General features: G+C 75.0%; 17 protein-coding genes. 13 read left to right on the top strand and 4 right to left on the bottom strand.

What is annotated here, in order from left to right; translation table 11 throughout:
- The first annotated feature begins 17 nt into the window (after nt 1-17).
- The 3 genes from AAG742_RS06840 to AAG742_RS06830 are packed head-to-tail and all read left to right on the top strand — an operon-like array spanning nt 18 to nt 4,685.
- Nucleotides 18-2,747, top strand: a complete 2,730-nt coding sequence (locus tag AAG742_RS06840) for a GNAT family N-acetyltransferase (RefSeq protein WP_248115657.1) — start codon at nt 18-20, stop codon at nt 2,745-2,747.
- A gap of 52 nt (nt 2,748-2,799) precedes the next feature.
- Entirely contained in the window at nt 2,800-3,471 is a 672-nt protein-coding gene (locus AAG742_RS06835) for a DUF5998 family protein (RefSeq protein WP_248115656.1), read from the top strand.
- Complete coding sequence (locus AAG742_RS06830; protein WP_248115655.1) at nt 3,468-4,685, top strand: nucleotide pyrophosphatase/phosphodiesterase family protein; 1,218 nt, start codon at nt 3,468-3,470, stop codon at nt 4,683-4,685. The genes AAG742_RS06835 and AAG742_RS06830 overlap by 4 nt, the downstream gene beginning before the upstream one ends.
- A gap of 26 nt (nt 4,686-4,711) precedes the next feature.
- On the opposite strand, the gene sepH is transcribed toward AAG742_RS06830, so the two are convergent.
- Nucleotides 4,712-6,445, bottom strand: a complete 1,734-nt coding sequence (gene sepH, locus AAG742_RS06825) for a septation protein SepH (protein WP_298711200.1) — start codon at nt 6,443-6,445, stop codon at nt 4,712-4,714.
- A gap of 291 nt (nt 6,446-6,736) precedes the next feature.
- Here sepH and AAG742_RS06820 point away from each other — a divergent pair, with 291 nt between their 5' ends.
- The gene (locus AAG742_RS06820; RefSeq protein ID WP_248115653.1) at nt 6,737-7,036 is read left to right on the top strand and encodes a DUF4193 domain-containing protein; all 300 of its coding nucleotides are present in this window, start codon (nt 6,737-6,739) and stop codon (nt 7,034-7,036) included.
- Nucleotides 7,037-7,040: 4 nt separating this feature from the next.
- Here AAG742_RS06820 and AAG742_RS06815 read toward each other — a convergent pair whose 3' ends face one another.
- Entirely contained in the window at nt 7,041-7,568 is a 528-nt protein-coding gene (locus AAG742_RS06815) for a DUF3093 domain-containing protein (RefSeq protein WP_248115652.1), read from the bottom strand.
- A gap of 65 nt (nt 7,569-7,633) precedes the next feature.
- Here AAG742_RS06815 and dut point away from each other — a divergent pair, with 65 nt between their 5' ends.
- The 4 genes from dut to AAG742_RS06795 are packed head-to-tail and all read left to right on the top strand — an operon-like array spanning nt 7,634 to nt 9,976.
- Nucleotides 7,634-8,140 carry a dUTP diphosphatase gene (gene dut, locus AAG742_RS06810; protein ID WP_248115651.1) on the top strand — a complete coding sequence of 169 codons (507 nt, stop codon included), beginning with the start codon at nt 7,634-7,636 and terminating at the stop codon, nt 8,138-8,140.
- Nucleotides 8,137-8,913 carry a DUF3710 domain-containing protein gene (locus tag AAG742_RS06805; RefSeq protein ID WP_298711197.1) on the top strand — a complete coding sequence of 259 codons (777 nt, stop codon included), beginning with the start codon at nt 8,137-8,139 and terminating at the stop codon, nt 8,911-8,913. Before dut ends, AAG742_RS06805 begins: the two co-directional genes overlap by 4 nt.
- Nucleotides 8,910-9,233, top strand: coding sequence for a hypothetical protein (locus AAG742_RS06800; RefSeq protein WP_248115649.1), 324 nt, complete (start codon nt 8,910-8,912; stop codon nt 9,231-9,233). The genes AAG742_RS06805 and AAG742_RS06800 overlap by 4 nt, the downstream gene beginning before the upstream one ends.
- A 14-nt stretch (nt 9,234-9,247) precedes the next feature.
- Nucleotides 9,248-9,976, top strand: a complete 729-nt coding sequence (locus AAG742_RS06795; protein WP_298711193.1) for a DUF3159 domain-containing protein — start codon at nt 9,248-9,250, stop codon at nt 9,974-9,976.
- Here the strand turns inward: AAG742_RS06795 and AAG742_RS06790 are convergent.
- A complete protein-coding gene (locus AAG742_RS06790) occupies nt 9,862-10,644 on the bottom strand; it encodes a TrkA family potassium uptake protein (RefSeq protein WP_298711188.1) in 783 nt (260 codons plus the stop codon). The genes AAG742_RS06795 and AAG742_RS06790 overlap by 115 nt on opposite strands.
- Nucleotides 10,641-11,333, bottom strand: coding sequence for a TrkA family potassium uptake protein (locus AAG742_RS06785; protein ID WP_248115646.1), 693 nt, complete (start codon nt 11,331-11,333; stop codon nt 10,641-10,643). Before AAG742_RS06785 ends, AAG742_RS06790 begins: the two co-directional genes overlap by 4 nt.
- 124 nt (nt 11,334-11,457) lie before the next feature.
- On the opposite strand from AAG742_RS06785, the gene AAG742_RS06780 reads away from it, so the two are divergent.
- The 5 genes from AAG742_RS06780 to AAG742_RS06760 all read left to right on the top strand — a co-directional run bounded on the left by AAG742_RS06780 (nt 11,458) and on the right by AAG742_RS06760 (nt 20,795).
- Entirely contained in the window at nt 11,458-13,440 is a 1,983-nt protein-coding gene (locus tag AAG742_RS06780) for an amino acid permease (RefSeq protein WP_298711184.1), read from the top strand.
- A gap of 60 nt (nt 13,441-13,500) precedes the next feature.
- Nucleotides 13,501-14,985, top strand: coding sequence for a TRAM domain-containing protein (locus AAG742_RS06775; RefSeq protein ID WP_298711181.1), 1,485 nt, complete (start codon nt 13,501-13,503; stop codon nt 14,983-14,985).
- A gap of 254 nt (nt 14,986-15,239) precedes the next feature.
- Nucleotides 15,240-17,942, top strand: a complete 2,703-nt coding sequence (gene acnA / locus AAG742_RS06770; RefSeq protein ID WP_298711179.1) for an aconitate hydratase AcnA — start codon at nt 15,240-15,242, stop codon at nt 17,940-17,942.
- Between the two features lie 128 nt (nt 17,943-18,070).
- Entirely contained in the window at nt 18,071-20,137 is a 2,067-nt protein-coding gene (gene dxs / locus AAG742_RS06765) for a 1-deoxy-D-xylulose-5-phosphate synthase (RefSeq protein ID WP_298711177.1), read from the top strand.
- Nucleotides 20,138-20,195: 58 nt separating this feature from the next.
- The gene (locus AAG742_RS06760) at nt 20,196-20,795 is read left to right on the top strand and encodes a hypothetical protein (protein ID WP_248115641.1); all 600 of its coding nucleotides are present in this window, start codon (nt 20,196-20,198) and stop codon (nt 20,793-20,795) included.
- The last annotated feature ends 1 nt before the right edge of the window (nt 20,796 follow it).

Here is a 20,796-nt window from a genome sequence, read left to right as displayed (position 1 = left end):
TTGTCTACCCTGATCCTATGGGTGACACCGAGTCCGTCCGCGGATACCCGAGCCACTGGGAGGCCGACGTCGTGCTGCGCGACGGCGCCACGGCGCGACTGCGCCCCATCACGCCCGACGACGCCGCCGGGCTGCAGGACATGCACGCCCACCAGTCCGAGGCCTCGATCTACCTGCGGTACTTCACGTACAAGTCCGAGTTGTCCCGCAAGGACCTCGAGCGCTTCACGACGGTGGACCACCGGGACCGCGTGGCCTTCGTGATCACGCGCGGAGGGCAGATCCTGGGCATCGGCCGCTACGACCGCTTCCCGGGCACGGACGCCGCCGAGGTGGCGTTCAACATCTCCGACGCCGCCCAGGGCCGCGGCCTCGGCTCCATCCTCATGGAGCACCTGGCCGTCGCGGCCCGCGAGTTCGGCATCCGCCGCTTCACGGCGGAGGTCCTGCCGGAGAACCGCAAGATGCTCTCCGTCTTCCAGGAGTCCGGCTTCGAGGTGGCCCGCCACTTCGAGGACGGCGTGGTGGCCGTCGAGTTCCCCATCAACCCGACCGCCCGGTGGCGCGCCGTGGTGGAGTCCCGGGAGCACCGTGCCGAGGCCCGCAGCCTCGCCGAGCTCGTCGCGCCCGAGTCCGTGGCCGTCGTCGGGGCCTCCCGCGACCCGCAGTCCGTGGGCTCGATCGTGCTGCGCCACATCCTCGAGGCCGGCTACACGGGCACGGTGCACGCGGTGAACCACGCGGCGGAGCAGGTGCAGGGCATTGAGGCGCACGCCGCGCTCGCGGACGTCGGCGAGCCCGTCGAGCTCGTGGTCGTGGCCGTGCCCGCGGACGCGGTGGACGACGTCGTCGCCGACGCCGCCGCGATCGGCGCGAAGGGCCTGCTCGTGCTCACCTCCGGGTATGCCGACGCCGGCGCGGCCGGCCTGGAGGCGCAGCGCCGCCTCGTCTCCCGCGCTCGCGCCGAGGGCATGCGCGTGATCGGCCCCGCCTCCGCCGGGCTCGTCTGCACCGATCCGGCGGTGCGCCTCAACGCCTCGCCGTCGCCGGGGCTGGCGGGCCGTGGCCCGGTGGGCCTGTTCAGCCAGTCCGGCGCCGTGGGGGCCATGGTCTCGGCGGGCGTCAAGCGGCGCGGGATCGGCGTGTCCACCTCCCTGAGCGCGGGCAATCGGGCGGACGTCTCCGGCAATGACGCCATGCAGTACTTCGAGGACGACCCGCACACCGCCGCCGTGGGCGTCTACCTGGAGTCCTTCGGCAACCCGCGCAAGTTCTCGCGGATCGCGCGGCGGCTCTCACGCACCAAGCCCGTGGTGGTGGTCCGCTCGGACGTGACCGGCCGATTCCTGCCCCCGGGCCACGAGACGCGCACCACGCAGGCGCCCGCGGGCGCCGTGGACTCGATGCTGGACCAGACCGGCGTCCTCGAGGCCTCCACCCACGACGACATGCTGGACGTGCTCATGGCCGTGGCCTCGCAGCCGCTGCCGACGGGCCGCCGGGTGGTGCTCGTGGCCGACTCCCTGGCCCTGGACCGCCTCACCCGCGACGCGGCCGCCGAGGCCGGGCTCGACGTGATCGAGACCCTGGGCCTGGGCGACCGCGAGAACGGCATCGCCCCGCTCGAGGAGCAGCTCGTCGCCTCGGTGCGCGCGGCCGTCGCCCACCCGGAGGCGGACGCCGTCGTGGTCGTCGGCCGCCTCGGGCTGCACCAGGGTGAGGACGAGCCCGAGGAGCTGGCCCGCGCCCTCGCGGAGATGACCGCGGGCGCGGCCGTGCCGGTGGCGGTGTGCCTCACGGACGTGGTCTCCCCGCGCTACTCCGCCGCCACCCTCGGTGCGTCCGGGCCGCTGCCCGACGACGCCGAGCCGGGCTCCCTCCAGGCCGGCGTGCCGTTCTACCCCTCGCCGCAGAAGGCCATGGCCGTGCTCGGCCGGCTGGCCGACTACGTGGACTGGCGGCGTGAGGAGGCGGGGGAGCCCCTCGAGCCCGCCGGCACGGACCTGCACGCGGCCGAGTCGCTCGTGGAGGCCGCGGCGGCCCGCGCGGCGGGCACGGAGCTCGTGCGCCTCACCCCGGAGGAGACGCAGGAGCTGCTGGGCCACTACGGGATCGACGTCCTGCCCTCCGTGCGCTTCTCCACTGCGGAGGAGGCCGTGGCCGCGGCCGAGGAGCTGGGCTTCCCCGTGGCGGTGAAGGCCGTGGACCCGCACCTGCGCCACCGCCTGGACCTCGGCGGCGTGCGCCTGAACGTGGTGGACGCGGACTCCCTGCGCCGCAACGTCCAGCAGATGCGCCGCGTCCTCGAGCCCTTCGGCGTCACCGAGCTGGAGGTGCAGTCCATGGCCCCGGCCGGGCAGGCGTGCATGGTCACGGCGCTTGAGGACCCGCTCCTGGGCCCGGTCGTCTCGTTCGGGATCGCCGGAGACGCCACGGACCTGCTGGGGGACTGGGTGCACCGCGTGCCGCCCCTGACGGACCGGGACGTGGCCCGCATGGTGCGCGCTCCCCGCGCGGCCGCCAAGCTGGAGGCCACGGGCGGGGTGCCCGCCGTGGACCTGGCCGCCCTCGAGGACCTCGTGGGGCGAGTCAGCGTGCTCAAGGACGACCTCCCGCAGGTCGCTCGCCTGCGCTTCGCTCCCGTGCTGGCCTCGCCCGAGGGCGTCACCGTGCTCCAGGCGGAGGTGGACGTGGCCAACGCCGCACGGCGCACGGACTCCGCGCGCCGCGCGCTGCGGGGTGACTGAGCGCGGCCCTGCGGACGGCGGCTCCCGCGGGCCTCGCCGTAGCATGGACCCCATGACCCCGCTGCGCAGGAATCACGACTCCGGCCACCAGGACCCCCGCCACGGGGGCCGTCCCGAGGGCCCTGACGCCCGCACCGGGCACCGCACCGTGGACGCGGCCGCCACCCTGGGCGGCTCCCTCGTGCGCGCCGGCTTCTACCCGGAGCTCGTGGCCCACGCGATCGCCCAGGAGCTCGAGGGGCGCGCCGTGCTGGCGCACCTGGTGCACGTGGACACGCACTTCGACTACGACGAGATCCACCGGCACATCACCGTGCTGGTCCTCGCCGCGGACGTGCTGCTCGCCGTCCACCTCGACGACCATGCCGCCGACCCGGAGGGCCAGGCCGTGCTGGCCCAGGTGTCCACCGAGCTGGTCCCGCTGACGGCGATCGCCTCCGTCCTGCTCACCACGGGTCACGCCGATCCGGCCCGCTTCCACCCCTCGGACCCGGTGGCCGAGGTGACGCTGGGCGTGCAGTGGGCCGGAGGCCAGCGCCTGGACCTGCAGCCGGCCGGCTGCGCCGATCCGCAGTGCGAGGAGGACCACGGCTACACCGGGACCGCAGCACGGGAGGACCTCGTGATCCGCGTGGCGGCCGACGCCGAGGGCCAGGCCGCCGTGGACGGCGCCGTCGTCTTCGCCCGCGCCCTGCGCCGCGCCCACCTCCGGGCGGCCGCGTGACGGGGGAGTCGGCCCCCACCTCCCCGCAGGCGCCGGGCGGCCCGGCCGTCCCCGCCGGCGTCGTCCCGCCCGAGCGTGCCCTGCGCTCCGTGCTGGTCTCCGCGGCGGCCGCCCTCGGGGTGGAGGGGATGACCAACGCGCTCGGCCTGCCGTCCACGCGGCGCGTCGTCGTGGCCCTCGTGGACGGGCTGGGACGTGCCCATCTCCGGCGCTTCGGCGGACACGCGCCCACGCTCCGCGCGGCGATGGCGGACGGCGGCCGCGTGCTCCAGGCGGCCGTGCCCACCACCACCGCCGCCTCGCTCACGAGCCTCGGCACGGGCCTGGAGGTCGGGGAGCACGGGATCGCCGGCTACGACGTCCTGGACCCGGAGCGCGGCGTGGTGGTCAACCAGCTCGGCGGCTGGGACGAGGCCACGGACCCGCTGGCCTGGCAGCCGCACGCCACCGTGCTCGAGCGCGCGGCCGCGGCCGGCGTGGACACGGTCACGGTCTCCCTGCCGGCCTTCGAGCACTCGGCGCTGACCCGCGCGGGCCTGCGCGGCGGCCGCTTCGTGGCGGGGAGGGGACTGCTCGCGCGCGCCCAGCACGCCGAGCGCGTCCTGAAGGACGCCCGCGAGCCCACCCTCGTGTACGTCTACGCGAACGAGCTGGACAAGGCCGGCCACCGCCACGGCGTGGGATCGCCGCAGTGGCTGCACGCCCTCGAGGAGGTCGACTCCGCCCTGCGCCGCCTCCTCGCGCGCGTCCCCGCGGGCACCGTGGTCCTCGCCACGGGCGACCACGGCATGGTGGACGTGCCCGCCTCCCGGCGCGTGGACTACGCCGCGCTCGACGACGGGGGCGCGCTGCTCGATCCCGCGCTGCTGGCCGGGGTGGCGCACACCGCGGGGGAGCCGCGTCTCGTGCAGCTGCACTTCCGCCCCGACGCGGACGAGGCGGTGCGCGAAAGCACCCGTGCCGCGTGGCTCGAGCGGTACGGGGCGCACGCCTGGGTGCTCACCCGGGAGGAGGCGGTGGCGGCCGGATGGTTCGGGGAGCGCGTGGAGGAGCGCGTCCGCGGCCGCATCGGGGACCTGCTGATCGCCGTCCACGGCGACCTCGCGCTCTACGACGGTCGCCGCGTGGAGCCGACCGCCTTCGCGATGGTCGGGCAGCACGGGGCGCCCACACGCGCCGAGCGCGAGGTCCCGCTGCTCACCTGGGTGCGCTGAGCGGACCCGCCTCGGCGAGGCGCGGCTCAGTCGCCCTTGCGGCCGAAGACGATGTCGTCCCAGCTGGGCACCGACGCGCGGCGCGAGGCCGAGCGGGAGCGGGGCCGCGGCGTGGGGGTGGGCATCGCGGGGCGGCCCGGGGCAGGGGTCGACTCCGGCGTTCCGGCGCTCGCCTCGGCCTCGATCTCGGCGGTCTCAGGCTCGGCGACCTCCGCGTCATCCCGGTCGTCGGCGACGTCGGCCGTGGCGGCGCGGACCTGGGCGACCTCGTCCTGGGCGCGGCTGACCTCGCGGTCCACCTCGGCCTCGGTCACCTCGGACGACGCGGCGTCGTGTGCCCCCGGTGCGCGGCGGGCGTCCGCCGCCTCCGCCGCGGGATCCGGGAGGGACGGGCGCAGGGGCGTCGGGGCCGCGGCCCGGCGCTGGGCCGCGTCGCGGGCGATCAGGTGGGCCAGGGCGTCGTCCGAGGCGGAGTCCGCGCCCACGCGCTGTCCGCGGCGGGCCCGGAGGATCTCCAGGAGGTCGGCGTCGGGGTCGGCCGCGGGGGTGTGGGCGCCCAGCGGGGTCACCGCCGCCTCCGCGTCGTCCACCGCAGCGTCAGGACGGCGGCCCGCCGCCGCGGGGGCGCCCGCATCGGCGGCCTCGGCGTCGGTCTCGGAGGACGGGGTCCGCGGAGCCGGCGGCTCGGGGAACACGTCCCACGCCTCAGCATCGGAGAGCATCCGGGCCCACGCGTTCTGCGGGTCCAGGTGCCGCCCCACCGGGCGGAACGTCCACCGCGCGGGCGGCTCCTCCGTGGTGGGCCGGGTGCGCAGGCCGGTCGCCGCGAACTGCGCGGTCACGGTCCACTCGCCGGAGGGCTCGCGCCATGCGTCCCACTCGAGTCCGCCCGCGGGGGCGCCCAGCTCGCGCAGCCGATGCTCGGCGAGCTCGCCCAGGGTGCTGGGCCCGCCGTCCTCGATCGCATCGGTGTACAGATCGGGGCCGCCGACCCAGATCTCCGTGCCGCGCGCCTGCTGCGCCACGTAGCCGCGCTCCGCGAGGACGGGGAAGCCGTAGCTGCGGATGCGGGCGAAGGGGTTGCCGCTCTCGCGGGCCACCTGCTCCACCGAGGCGCCCGCACGGATGCGCTGCTGGATCTCCCGCGGCGAGAGCGGCGGGGCCTCCTGGGTGGCCGCGGCGCGCACGTCCTCCTGGTCGGCCAGGGGAGCGGTGGGCGTGCCGGACGCGGTGCGGCGCTCGCCCTGCGCGGCGGGGCGGTACGCGGAAGAGCGGGTCATGGAGGGGCGCGGCGCGGCGGGCTCGCCCGGCGTCGGACGCGCTTCCACGGGGGACGCGGCGGGCTCAGGGGAGCCCGTGAGGGCGGACGTGGCGGTGAGCGGGGCCGCAGACGGGGCGCCGGCGGCCGGCGGCAGGGGCGCGTGGGAGGCCGCCTCCGGCTGGAGGGGAGGCGTGATGCGCGGCGCCAGGGGGCTGGGGCCGGTGCGGCGGGGCGGCTGTTCCTCCTCGGGATCGACGCCGCCGGTGACCTCATCGCCGGACGCGTCGTCGGGGCTCTGCTCGTCGGTGTCCTGCTCGTCCCCCCGCGGGGCGTCCTGCGCGGGCTGCTCCTGAGGCTCGGCGTCCTCCTGCTCCGTGCCCTCGAGCACGAGGCGGCGCAGGTAGACGGAGAGGGGCAGGGAGTGCTCCTGCCCGTCCGCGTCGGCCAGGCGCAGTGCCCGGCCGTCCTCGGTGGGTCCGGTCAGTCGCAGCTCTGCCATGGCGGTGGTCCCTCCCACATCGTTCTCGACCGGTCCGCGGCGTATCCGCGGGCGCGGACGAGGACGGCGCGGCCGGCGTCGGGCCTCTGCTGATCCTAGCGGTCCGGCCGCGGGGAGCCGCGGTGCGAGCGCGGCCCGCGGCCATTTGGTTCCCGGCGGCCCGTGGTGCACAATCTACGCGCAACGGCGCAGGATGACGGCGGGCGCTCCCCTCGGGGGTCCCGATCCGCTGCCCGCACCGGCATCGGTCCCGATGCCGTACCCCCACCAGCGGAGCGTGAGAACCACACCATGGCCACGGACTACGATGCCCCTCGCAAGAACGAGGAAGAGCTCGGCCAGAATTCCATCGAGGAGCTGAAGGCGCGTCGCACCGACACGCAGTCGGCCGTCGTGGACGAGGACGAGACCGAGGCGGCGGAGGGATTCGAGCTGCCGGGGGCGGACCTCTCCGGCGAGGAGCTCATGGTGCGGGTCCTGCCCGCGCAGTCCGACGAGTTCACGTGTGCCTCGTGCTTCCTGGTGCGCCACCGCTCGCAGGCCGCGCGCGAGAAGAACGGCGAGCTCTACTGCACCGACTGCGAGGGCTGAGCCCTCACCCGTCCTCGGCGGCCATGTGGCCGCCGAGGACCGCCACGAGCTCCTCCGGCCGGCGGGTGCTCGTGAGCCAGTACGGCGTCCGGTCCCGCTCGTCCGTGATCTGGACGCGCACGACGGGGGAGATCCACCCGCGCACCGTCACGTAGGCCAGTCCGTGCAGGTGCGGCCCGCGCTGCTGCCGCGCCGACTCGCCGCGATGTCCCGTCACCGCGCCGATGTGACGCCGCTCGATGCTCGCGCGGCCCACCTGCAGCGTCCGCTCGCGCACCGTGATCCGGGGGGTTCCGGTGATCAGCAGGAGTGCCTCGATCCCGAAGAAGACGGCCGCGGCGATCAGCCCCACGACGATGTCGATCGGCGCGAACACCAGGATGGCCAGACCCGCGAGCATGAGGGCCACGATCCACACGCCCGGTGACGGGGAGAGCCGCTCCTCGTAGACCACCGGGTCAGGGTCGCCGGCGACCGCGGGGGCGGGCTCGGCGGAGAGGGGGCGGGCGTCGTCGTCGTGGGGCTCCTGCATGTCCTCCAGCTTCCCACATCCGGCCGCCCGGGGGCCCCGACGCGGCTCGGGTAGAGTCCTGCCACGTGAGTGACCCCGCCGAGCTTCCCGTGCCCCTGCGCGTCCTCGATCCTGACCTCCCGCCCCCCGCGTACGCCCAGGACGGCGACGCGGGCGCGGACCTGCGCACCACGGTGGACGTGACGCTCGCCCCGGGAGAGCGGGCCCTCGTCCCCACCGGCGTGGCGATCGCGCTGCCCCAGGGGTACGCCGGCTTCGTGCACCCCCGCTCCGGCCTGGCGGTCCGCCACGGCCTGGGCGTCGTGAACGCCCCCGGCACCATCGACGCCGGGTACCGCGGCGAGATCATGGTGCCGCTCATCAACCACGATCCGGCGGAGCCCCTCACCCTGCACCGCGGGGACCGGGTGGCCCAGCTCGTGGTCCAGGCGGTGGTCCAGGCACGCTTCGAGCCGGTGGACGCCCTGCCGGACTCCGTGCGCGGCACGGCCGGCTTCGGATCCACGGGCGGATTCGGCGCGGGCACCACCGCGCCGGCCGCCGACGTCGACACTCCCGGGAGGACCTCGTGATCTTCGGACGCAACCGCACCGCGCGCCACGAGCAGGTGACCCTGCCCGAGCATCTGCTCGAGGAGCGCGACCTCGCCGTGGCCGCGGCCGCCGGCGACGCCGCCCGGGAGGCCGAGCGCGGCCCCCACGACGTGACGGCCCGCCCGTCCGCCACCGGGTACATCGACCTGGGCGCGCTGCGCGTGCGCGCCGTCCAGGGCATGAAGCTGCGGCTCGACCTCGAGGACGCCACGCGGCGCATCGTGGCCGTCACCGTGACCGTGGGCGGCTCCGCGCTGCAGATCCAGGCCTTCTCCGCGCCGCGCGCCGCCGGACTGTGGGACGACCTGCGCGCGGAGCTCATGGACGCCCTGGGCTCCTCCCCGGGCGCCCACGTGCAGGAGCAGGCCGGCGCCTTCGGCCCCGAACTGCTCACCCGCATCCCCGCCGAGATGCCGGACGGCTCGCCGGGCTGGAACGTGGCCCGCTTCGTGGGCGTGGACGGCCCCCGCTGGTTCGTGCGCGGCGTGTTCCACGGCGAGGCCGCCTTCCGGCCCGACGCCGCCGGACCGCTCGAGCAGGTCTTCTCCGACCTCGTCGTGGTCCGCGGCGAGGGGCCCCTGCCTCCCCGGGAGCTGCTGCCCCTGCACGCCCCGGCCAACGCCCAGCCCGTGCAGCGCCGCCACCGTCCGGCCGAGGGCACCGAGACCACACCGACGGCGTCGTCCGGCGAGCAGCCGGCCGGGGGCGCGCCCCTGCCGGAGCGCGGCCCGGAGATCACGGAGACCCGGTGAGCCCCGCGACCGCGCCGGTGGCGGTCCTGCCGCCTCCCGCCGGGATGGTGGACCGCCTCGGCGTGGTGGTCGCCGTGACCATCCCGGGCGCCGACGACGCCACCGTGTTCCGCGCGGAGCTCGCCACGCGGCTCCCGGAGCCCGGACGGGCCGAGCCGCTCGCCGTCATCCGGCTGGTGTGGCACGGGCGGCGTCGCGTGCCCGGCGTGATGCCGGGGGAGTGGCTGCGCATCCGCGGCCGCGTCGTGGAGATCGACGGCGTCCCCACGCTGCACAATCCCGAGTTCGACCTCGTGGACGGCCCGACGGCCGTCCGATGACGCAGGAGGCACCCATGAACCGGCCCGCGACCCGCCGCGACCCCGGCGCGCCGGACCCCGCCGCCGCCCTCGGCCGCGGCGCGAGGCTCGACGAGCACGGCCGCCTGGACCCCCTGGCCAGCGTCGGCGGCTGGCGGGGGATCGTGGAGGCGTCCCTGCCCACGTTCGTCTTCATGGTCGGGTACGTGCTCACCCAGCAGGTGTGGCCCTCGGGCGTGGCCGCCGCGGGCGTGGCCGTCCTCATGGGCGTGGTCCGGCTCGCGCAGCGCCAGTCGCCCGCGCAGGTCCTGGCCGGGCTCGTCGTCGTCGTGCTCTCGGTGGCGGTGGCCCTGACCACGGGGCAGGCCCGGGACTACTACCTCTGGGGCTTCATCACGAACGCCGGCTACGGCCTCGCGTTCCTCGTCTCGATCCTCGCGGGCTGGCCCGTGGTGGGCCTGATCCTCGGCCTCGTGCGCGGGGAGGGGACCGCATGGCGTGCGGACCCCCGCCGCCGGCGCGCCTACGCGGCGGCCACCTGGGTGATGGCGGCCGTCTTCGCGCTGCGGCTGGGCGTGCAGGTGCCGCTCTACCTCGCGGACGCGGCGACGGCCCTGGGCGTCGCCCGTCTCGTGATGGGTCTGCCGCTCTACGCGCTGGGGCTCTGGCTGGCCTGGTCCGTGAGCGCGCCCTCGCCGGGCTCGCCCGAGGAGGAGCCCGGTCCGGCCGGCGCCGCCGCCGTCGACCCGGCGTCCTCGCCCTGAGGCTCCGCGGCCTCCCCGACCAGGAGACGCCGCAGGGCCGTCTCGGCCGCGGCGGAGACGAGCAGGAACAGCTCGTCTCCGGCCTCGAGGACCTCATCCGGGGTGGCGGCGCGCGGCGTCCCGTCCCGCACGACGGCCACGAGCGGGGCCTCCGCCGGCCAGGACACCGTCCCGACGCGACGGCCGACGAGCCAGTGCGCCGCCGGGACGCGGAATTCGGTGAGCGCCGTGCCGCCCGCCTCGAGGCGCAGCAGGCGCACGAGGTCGCCGGTCTCCACGGCCTCCTCCACGAGCGCCGTCATGATGGACGGGGTGGACACGGCCACGTCCACGCCCCAGGACTCGTCGAAGAGCCAGTCGTTGCGGGGGTTGTTCACGCGGGCGACGGTGCGCTGCACCCCGAACTCGCTGCGGCCGAGCAGGGAGACCACGAGGTTGGCGCGGTCGTCGCCCGTGGCGGCCACGAGGACGTCCGCCTCGAGCGCCCCGGCCTCGCCGAGCATGACGAGGTCGGTCGCGTCCCCCACGAGGGAGCGGGCACGGCCGACGTCGGCGCGCCGGACGACCTCCGGGCGCAGGTCCACCACGGTCACGGCGTGCCCGTGGGCGCACAGCTCCCGTGCGACCGAGGCGCCCACGGCGCCGGCCCCTGCGATGACGACCCTCATGACCGCTCCTCCTCGTCCTCGTCCGGCTCACGGGCCTCGCCCTGCAGCGCGGCCTCGACCGCGTCCCGCCGGTCCACGGGGTACACGCCGTGCACGACGTCGCCCTCCTGCAGGCGCTCGACGCCCGCCGGGAGCATCCCCTCGCCGAAGCGGGTCAGGTAGGCCACGCGGATCCCGGTCATCGACTCGACCTCGGCCAGGCGCCGCCCCCACCACGAGGGGTGGGGGACGAGCTCCGTGATGATCAGGCGGCCGGAGGGGTCGCGCTGCTCCGCGTCCGCGGCGCCGGCGGGCAGGAGGCGGTGCAGCACCTGCTCCGCGGTCCACTGGATGGAGGCCACCGTGGGCACGCCGAGGCGCTGGTACACCCGCGCGCGCTCGGCATCGTAGATGCGCGCCACCACGTGGTCCACGTGGAAGGTCTCGCGGGCCACGCGCGCGGCGATGATGTTGGTGCCGTCGTCCGCCGTCACGGCCGCCAGGCCCTGGGCCTTCTCGGTCCCGGCGCGGCGCAGCACGTCGCGGTCGAAGCCGATGCCCGCCACGAACTCGCCCGAGAAGTCCGCGGGGAGGCCGTCCTCCGCGCGGGCGTCCCGGTCCACCACGGCCACGGAGTGGCCCGCGGCGTCCAGGGTGGCCGCGAGGCGTGAACCCACGCGGCCGCCGCCGACGATGACGTAGTGAGCCATGGCCTGTTCGTCCCCTTCCGGATCGGTGCGGGCGGCGCCCGCCCGGGGACCATCCTCGCACCGCCCCGGGCGCCCGCGGGAACGGGCGGGGCATGGCGGTGCGGGGCGGGGGTACCGTGGTGCGGTGACGACGCTGTCAGCGACCCTCCGCCGGGCACTGCTGGGACGACCCGTGGCCTCCACGGACGCCGCCGCCCCGCGCATGCCCCGGTGGCGCGCCCTCCCCGTGACCTCCGCCAACGCGCTCTCCTCCCTGGCCTACGCCCCGGACGAGATCATCCTGACCCTCGTGGCCTCGGGCACCGCCGCCCTCGCGCTCGGGCCCCTCGTGGGCTGGGCCGTCGTCGCGGTCATGGTGCTCATCGTCGCCTCGTTCCGGGCTGCCGTGGTGGCGGTGCCGCACGGGGGCATCTACCGCATGGCGCGCACCAAGCTGGGACCGCGCGCCGGGGTGCTCGCCTCGGCCGCCCTCCTGCTGGACTTCGTCTTCACCGCCGCCGTGTCCCTCGCGGCCTTCGCCCACTACGCCGCCGCCCTCGTGCCCTCGCTCGCGGAGCACCGCATGGCGGTGGCGTGCACGGCCCTGGGCCTCGTGCTGCTCCTGGCCCTGCGCGGATCGGACCGTGGCCGGGGCCGGCGCATCCTGCCGCTCGTGGTGGCCGCCTTCGTGCTCCTGCTGGCGGGCATGGTGGGGGCGGGCCTCTGGCAGGACGCGGGGGGCACCCTGGGCCAGGCCGTGACCGCGGGACACACGGTGGACGGGTCCGGCGCCGGGCCCGTCGGCGCGGTGGCCACGGCCCTGCTGGCCCTGCGCGCCTTCAGCGCGGGCTCGGTCCTGCTCACGGGCGTGGAGGTCCCCGTCTCGGCCGCCCGCACGGTGGCGCATCCGGCCGTGCCCACCGTCCGCTGGCTCCTCACGATGATGGCCGCCGCCGTGGCGGCACTCACGGTCGGCGTCATGCACCTGGCCCACCGCACGGGCACCGTGGTGGCCCTGGACCCGGCCTCCCTGCGCGGCCCGGACGGCGCGCCGCTGCCCGAGGGCGCCGCGGCCCCGCCCGTGATCGCCCAGCTCGCGGCCGCCGTCTTCGGACCGGGGAGCCCGCTGGCCGTGCTCACCATCGCGGCCACCGCGCTCCTGCTGCTCTTCGCCGCGAAGTCCGCGTTCCGCTCCTTCCCGGCCCTGACCTCCCGGCTCGCCGACGACGGCTACCTCCCGCGGCAGATGCGCGTGCGCGGCGACCGCCTGGTCCACACGTGGGGCGTCGTGGCCCTCGGCGCCGCCGCGGCGATCCTGCTGCTCGTCTTCCGCGCCCAGACCGCCCTGCTCGTCCAGCTGTACGTGATCGGCGTCCTGCTGGCCTTCACCCTCGCCCAGACGGGGATGCTGCGGCTGTGGCGCCGCCGGCTCGCGCACACCCCGGGCACGCGCGCCCGCGCCGCGGTGCGCCTGCGCCTCGGCATCACCGCCGTCGCGCTGGGCGTCACCGCGCTCGCCGGCGTCGTCGTGCTCGTGACGCGCTTCACGCAGGGGGCGTGGGTGGCGCTGCTCACGATCGTCGTGGGTGCGCTGGTCATGGGCCGGATCCACCGGCACTACGCCGCGGTGGGCCGCGAGCTCACGCCGGACGCCCACGACGACGCCCGTGCCCTGCCCTCGAGGGTGCACGTCGTCGTCGTGGTCTCCACCCTGAACAGGCCGGCGCTGCGGGCCATCGCGTACGCCCGCGCGACCCGCCCCTCGTCCCTGGAGGCCGTGGTGGTGGACGTGGACCGCGCGGTGACGGAGCGGGTGATCGACGACTGGGACCGCGCCCGCATGCCGCTGCCGCTCACCGTGGTGGCCTCTCCCTACCGCGACACGGTGGTGCCGCTCGTGCGGCACCTGCGCGAGCGCCGGCGCCTCTCCCCGCGGGACCTGACCATGGTGTTCATCCCCGAGTACGTGGTGCGGCCGGGATGGCGGACGCTGCTGCACAACCGCACGGCCACGCGGCAGAAGAACCGCCTGCAGCGGGAGGCGGGAGTGATGGTGGGCTCGGTGCCGTGGCAGATCCGCGAGGGCGAAGAGCCGGGACCGCGTTCCGCGGCGAATCTGCGAGAATGATGGGACCAGTCGACGCCCGGTGCAAGGTCTGCGGCGCGCTGCTTCGCGAGAGGAGTCATCATGGCCGTCACTGACGCCACCACGGACATCACCGAGGTCGGGAGGATCATCGAGGTCGAGGCCGGGCAGATGGCGCACGGCGGCCACTGCGTCGCGCGCCACGAGGGACGTGTCGTGTTCGTCCGGCACGCGATGCCGGGGGAGAAGGTCAGGGTCGCCCTGACCGAGTGCGACCCGGGAGCGCGGTTCTGGCGCGGGGACGCCGTCGAGGTCCTTCGGCCCTCCGAGTTCCGCCGCATCCACCAGTGGAAGCTCGCGGACGTCATGCGCGCCCACGCCTCGGGCCGGCCCCCCGTGGGCGGCGCCGAGTTCGGCCACATCGTGGTGCCGCACCAGCGCCGCCTCAAGGCCCAGGTCTTCCGCGACACGGTCGCCCGGATCGCCGGCGTGACCCTCGACCCCGAGGTCTGCTTCGCGGGCGAGGAGGACGAGCCCACGGGCCAGCACTGGCGCACGCGCACCGCGTTCGCGGTGACCCCGCAGGGCCACATCGCGATGCATGCGCACCGCTCCACCACCCTCCTTCCCGTGCGCAACATGCCGCTGGGCGTGCCGGCCCTGGACGCCCTGGCCCTGTGGGACTGGGACTTCACGGGGGCGGCCCGCGTGGACGTGGCCACCCCGGCCAACGGCTCGCAGCCGCTGGTGCTCGTGACGCCCACCCCGCAGACCGCGGCGGACGAGGCCAAGCTCGGCCGACTGCGCACCCGCATCCGGCAGACCGCGAACGCCTCCGCCGTCGAGGTGTCCACCGGCCTCGCCATGCCCGGTCCCAAGCGCCACTCGCCCGTCACCGTGGAGCGCATCACGGGCCGCACGTGGGTCTCGGAGACCGTGAGGACGGAGCGCGGCGGCGAGCGCCGCTTCCGCGTCACGGGCGACGGCTTCTGGCAGGTCCACCAGCATGCCCCGGCCACCCTCGTGGACGCCGTGCTCGAGGACGCGCAGGCGCAGCCCGGCCAGATCGTGGCCGACCTCTACGCCGGCGCCGGGCTGTTCAGCGCCTTCCTCGCCGACGCGGTGGGCCCCGAGGGCCGCGTCTACTCCGTCGAGGCCTCGCGCGGCGCGTCGAAGGACGCCCGCCGGAACCTGCTCGGCGCCGAGCAGGCGATCGTGCTCAACGGCCCCACGGACAAGGTCCTGGGCAGCTGGCTCAAGCACCCGGAGCGCGCGGTGGCCGACGGCGGCCTGGCCGACACGGCCGTGGACACCGTGGTGCTCGACCCGCCGCGCTCCGGCGCGGGCCGCAGGGCCGTGGAGCGGATCCTCGCCCTCCGCCCGGGCCGCATCGTGTACGTCTCGTGCGACCCGGCCTCCTTCGCGCGCGACCTCGCGTGGCTGCGCGAGGGCGGCTACGAGGTGGAGCGCGCCCGCGTGTTCGACCTCTACCCGGACACCCACCACCTGGAGTCCGTGACCGTGCTGCGCCCGGCCGCGGACCTCGTGGCCGCGCCGGCCGTCGTGGAGACCCCCGCCGCCGAGTGACCCGCCGGACCCCACGGGGGCGTGCGACGACGGACGCCGTCGTCGCACGCCCCCGTCACGTCCGCGGCCGCAGTGCGTCGCCACACAGGGGAAGAGAGCCCCGGGGCGGGGCGGGCACGCGGTAGGCTGGGCGGCAGTGCGGCGCCTGCGACTCAGGTGACGGCCCTGTGAGGACCGTCACGGACGAGGACCCGGTGCCGACCCCCACTGGACGAGTGCCCGGGACGAACCCGGGCGGGAATAGGAGTCCTCCCGTGACCACTGTTGACAGCTTCGGGTCGAAGGGCGTCCTCGACGTCGCCGGCGCCGAGTACGAGATCTTCCGCCTCAACGCGGTGGAGGGCGCTGAGAAGCTGCCCTACTCCCTCAAGGTGCTGCTGGAGAACCTGCTGCGCACCGAGGACGGTGCCAACGTCACCGCCGAGCAGATCAAGGCCCTGGCCTCGTGGGATCCCTCCGCGCAGCCGGACACCGAGATCCAGTTCACCCCCGCCCGCGTCATCATGCAGGACTTCACCGGCGTGCCCTGCGTCGTGGACCTGGCCACCATGCGCGAGGCCATCAAGGACCTCGGCGGCGACCCCGCCCGCGTGAACCCGCTCTCCCCGGCCGAGCTGGTCATCGACCACTCGGTGCAGATCGACGTGTTCGGCAACGACCAGGCGGTCGAGCGCAACATGGAGATCGAGTACGAGCGCAACGGCGAGCGCTACAAGTTCCTGCGCTGGGGCCAGACCGCGTTCGACGACTTCAAGGTCGTCCCCCCGGGCATGGGGATCGTCCACCAGGTCAACATCGAGCACCTGGCCCGCACCGTCATGACCCGCGAGGTCGACGGCGTGCTGCGCGCCTACCCCGACTCCTGCGTCGGCACCGACTCGCACACCACCATGGTCAACGGCCTGGGCGTGCTGGGCTGGGGCGTGGGCGGCATCGAGGCCGAGGCCGCGATGCTCGGCCAGCCGGTCTCCATGCTCATCCCGCGCGTCGTGGGCTTCAAGCTGACCGGCTCCATCCCGGCCGGCGCCACCGCCACCGACGTGGTGCTGACGATCACCGAGATGCTGCGGCAGCACGGCGTGGTGGGCAAGTTCGTGGAGTTCTACGGCGAGGGCGTCGGCTCCGTGCCGCTGGCCAACCGCGCCACCATCGGCAACATGTCCCCGGAGTTCGGCTCCACGGCCGCGATCTTCCCGATCGACGACGTGACGCTCGAGTACCTGCGCCTCACCGGCCGCTCCGAGGAGCAGGTCGCCCTCGTGGAGGCCTACACCAAGGAGCAGGGGATGTGGCACGACCCCTCCACCGAGGTCGCCTACTCGGAGTACCTCGAGCTGGACCTCTCCACGGTGGTCCCCTCGATCTCCGGCCCCAAGCGCCCGCAGGACCGCATCGTGCTCACCGACTCCAAGGAGACGTTCCGCAAGGACCTGCACAACTACGCCACGGACGACGAGGCCGGCGAGGGCCGTCCCTCCAAGCTCGTGGACGTGTCCATGGAGGACGGCCGCCGGTTCCAGCTGGACCACGGCGCCGTGTCGATCGCCTCGATCACCTCGTGCACCAACACCTCGAACCCCTCGGTGATGATGGCCGCGGGCGTGCTGGCCCGCAACGCGCTGGCCAAGGGCCTGACCTCCAAGCCTTGGGTGAAGACCTCCGTGGCCCCGGGCTCCCGCGTCGTGACCGACTACTACGAGAAGTCGGGCCTGCGCGAGTCCCTCAACGGCCTCGGCTTCAACGTGGTCGGCTACGGCTGCACCACCTGCATCGGCAACTCGGGCCCGCTCGAGCAGGAGATCTCCGAGGCGATCCAGGAGAACGACCTCTCCGTGACCGCGGTGCTCTCCGGCAACCGCAACTTCGAGGGCCGCATCAACCCGGACGTGAAGATGAACTACCTCGCGTCCCCGCCGCTCGTGGTGGCCTACGCGCTGGCCGGCACCATGGACTTCGACTTCGAGAACGAGGCCCTGGGCCAGGACGCGGACGGCAACGACGTGTTCCTGAAGGACATCTGGCCGGACCCCACCGAGGTCCAGAAGATCATCGACGAGTCGATCGACACCGAGATGTTCACGAACCAGTACGGCACCATCTTCGACGGCGACGAGCGCTGGCAGTCCCTCGAGACCCCCACCGGCGACACGTTCGCCTGGGACGCGGACTCCACCTACGTCCGCAAGCCCCCGTACTTCGAGGGCATGCAGGCGCAGCCGGAGCCGGTGGAGGACATCGCCGGTGCCCGCGTGCTGCTGAAGCTGGGCGACTCGGTCACCACCGACCACATCTCCCCGGCGGGCTCGTTCAAGTCGGACACCCCGGCGGGCCGCTACCTGCTGGAGAACGGCGTGGAGCGCAAGGACTTCAACTCGTACGGCTCGCGCCGCGGCAACCACGAGGTGATGATCCGCGGCACCTTCGCGAACATCCGCATCAAGAACCAGCTCCTGGACGGCATCGAGGGCGGCTTCACCCGCGACTTCTCCCAGGACGGCGCCCCGCAGGCCTACGTGTACGACGCGGCGCAGAACTACGCCGCCGCGGGCACCCCGCTGGTGGTGCTGGGCGGCAAGGAGTACGGCTCCGGCTCGTCCCGTGACTGGGCCGCGAAGGGCACCGCGCTCCTGGGCGTGAAGGCCGTCATCGCGGAGTCCTTCGAGCGCATCCACCGCTCGAACCTCATCGGCATGGGCGTGCTCCCGCTGCAGTTCCCGTCCGGCGAGTCCGCGGACTCCCTGGGCCTCTCCGGCACCGAGACCTTCGACATCGCCGGGGTGACGGAGCTCAACGAGGGCCGCACGCCGAAGTCCCTGAAGGTCACCGCCACCGGCGAGGACGGCAAGGTCACCGAGTTCGACGCGGTCCTGCGCATCGACACCCCCGGTGAGGCCGACTACTACCGCAACGGCGGCATCCTGCAGTACGTGCTGCGCCAGATGGTCGCCAAGGCCTGATCCGCGCACGGGCCCCGTCCGCGGGGCCGCCCGACGCCGGCCCGTCGCCTCCCACGCGGAGGCGGCGGGCCGGCGTCGTCCTCGGCCTCCGCGCCCGCGCGCGGGGAGCGGAGTACCCTGGACGGACTATGAACGAGCCGTCTCGCGCCAGCCGCCCCCAGGACACCGGTGCACCCCTGCTGCCCCAGATCACGTCTCCGGAGGCCCTCGAGGGCCTCTCCGAGGAGGAGCTGACGCGGCTGGCGGCGGAGATCCGCGCGTTCCTCATCGCCCACGTCTCCCAGACGGGCGGCCACCTCGGCCCCAACCTCGGCGTGGTGGAGCTGACGCTCGCCGTGCACCGCGTGTTCTCCTCCCCGCGGGACGCGGTCATCTTCGACACGGGCCACCAGTCCTACGTGCACAAGCTGCTCACGGGGCGCCAGGACTTCACCACGCTGCGGCAGCAGGGCGGCCTGTCCGGCTACGGCGACCGCGCCGAGTCCGAGCACGACGTCGTCGAGTCCTCGCACGCCTCCTCCTCCCTCTCCTGGGCCGACGGGATCGCCCGTGCGTGGTGGCAGACGTGCCAGCGGGACCGCACCGTGGTCGCGGTGATCGGGGACGGCGCCCTCACCGGCGGCATGGCCTGGGAGGCGATCAACAACATCGCCGGCGATCGCAACCGGCGCGTGGTGATCGTGGTGAACGACAACGGCCGCTCGTACGCCCCCACCGTGGGCGGCCTGGCCGACCACCTCGGCGGGCTGCGCCGCGGAGTGCTGGACAAGGTCCGCACGCACCGGCGCTACGAGCAGACCCTGGACTACATGAAGCGCCGCCTGCAGGAGGGCGGCACGGCGGGCCACCTCCTCTACCGCCCGCTGCACGCGGCGAAGAAGGGCCTCAAGGACCTCTGGGCGCCGCAGGGCCTGTTCGAGGACCTGGGCATGAAGTACATCGGCCCCGTCGACGGGCACGACGTGGAGGCCATGGAGGAGGCCCTCGAGGACGCCCGCGCCTACGGCGGACCCGTGATCGTGCACGCCATGACCGAGAAGGGCCACGGCTATGCACCGGCCGTGGCGAACGAGGCGGACCAGTTCCACGCGATCGGCCGGATCGACCCGTCCACGGGCGAGCCCGTCACGTCCGACACGGCGCAGTCCTGGACCAACGTGTTCGGCGAGGAGATGGTGGACATCGCCCGCGAGCGCCCGGACGTCGTGGCCATCACGGCCGCCATGATGAACCCGGTGGGCCTGGCGCCCATGGCCCTGGAGTTCCCGGACCGCGTGTTCGACGTCGGCATCGCGGAGCAGCACGCCGTCACCTCCGCGGCGGGCATGGCCTTCGGCGGCCTGCACCCCGTGGTGGCCGTGTACGCCACGTTCCTCAACCGCGCGTTCGACCAGGTGCTCATGGACGTGGGCCTGCACCGCGCCGGGGTGACGTTCGTGCTGGACCGCGCCGGCGTGACCGGCCCGGACGGCCCGAGCCACCACGGCATGTGGGACCTCGCCCTGCTCCAGACCGTGCCGGGGCTGCGGATCGCGGCCCCGCGCGACGCCGAGACCCTGCGCGAGGAGCTGCGCGAGGCCGTGGCGGTGACCGACGCGCCCACCGTGGTGCGCTTCGCGAAGGGCTCGGTGGGCGAGCCCGTGCGCGCCCTCGAGCGCCTCGAGGACGGCACGGACGTGCTCTCCCGGATCGGCCCGGCCGCCCACGAGGACGACGCCGACCGCGACGTGCTGATCGTGGCCGTCGGCGCGATGGCCGAGCTCGGGCTCGACGTCGCGCAGCGCCTGAGCCGCCAGGGCATCACCGCCACCGTCGTGGATCCCCGGTGGGTCCTGCCGGTGGCCGGGTCCGTGATCCGCCTGGCCGCGCGCCACCGGATCGTGGTGTGCCTCGAGGACGGCGTCCGCGCCGGCGGCGTGGGCTCCCGCATCCGCCAGGAGATGCGTGCCGCGGGCGTGGACACCGCCCTGAACGAGGTCGGCCTGCCCGTCGAGTTCCTCGCCCACGGCACGCGCGCCGAGGTGCTGGACCGCGTCGGCCTGACCGCCCAGCGCATCGCGCAGGACACCGTGGCCCAGGTGCTGGGCGCCAAGGTGCCGTACGCGCGGCCCGTGTCCGGCGCCGTGCCGGAGTCCGGCATGCCCGGCGTGGCCCCGTCCAGCCCCGAGGACGCGCGGCGCACGTCCGATCGCTGAGCGCCGGCCGCCGTCGTCGCCCTCCCCACCCACTAACCCCCGACGCCAGGAGCACCCCATGAGCATCGTCCGCCTGTACCGCGACGTCACCGCCGAGGACGGCACGCGCCGCTTCGAGTACCGCGAGGCGTGGTGCGAGCCCGGCTCCGGGCAGTTCACCGTGCACCACGGCCGCGTCGGCGCGGTCGGCACGGTGGGGGACCAGCCCGTGGCCGACGACGCCGAGGGCGAGGAGCTGCTGGCCGCCTTCGTGGCGCAGGGCCGCGAGGAGGGCTTCGCCGAGCTCGCCGACGACGCCCTGACCACGCTGTCCGTGACCTACCGCCTGCGGGGGCGGACGAGCACGCCGATCGAGGCTCAGCACGCGGACGCCCTGCGCTCGGAGATCACCCACCAGCTCGCGTGGCGCGGTCTCGGCGACGTCGAGGACGTCGCGGAGGAGGAGGGCCGGCTCGTGCTCATCGTCCGCACGCCCCACGCTGCCAAGGCCGAGGCGGAGATCCCGGCCGCCGCCAAGCGCGCGCACGGCGTCCAGCCGAACAAGGTGGAGGTGCACCGCGGGGACCTGCGCCCGGCGGACGCCTCGGCCCATGGTGCGGCGGACGCGGAGGCGGACGCCGACGTCGTGGACGCTGCGGCCGAGACCCGGGAGGCCTGAG

The organism is Micrococcus sp. 2A (assembly GCF_039519235.1).
Classification (GTDB): Bacteria; Actinomycetota; Actinomycetes; order Actinomycetales; family Micrococcaceae; genus Micrococcus.
Note: the sequence above shows the minus strand (reverse complement) of the source record. Positions and strands in the feature narration are given on the sequence as shown.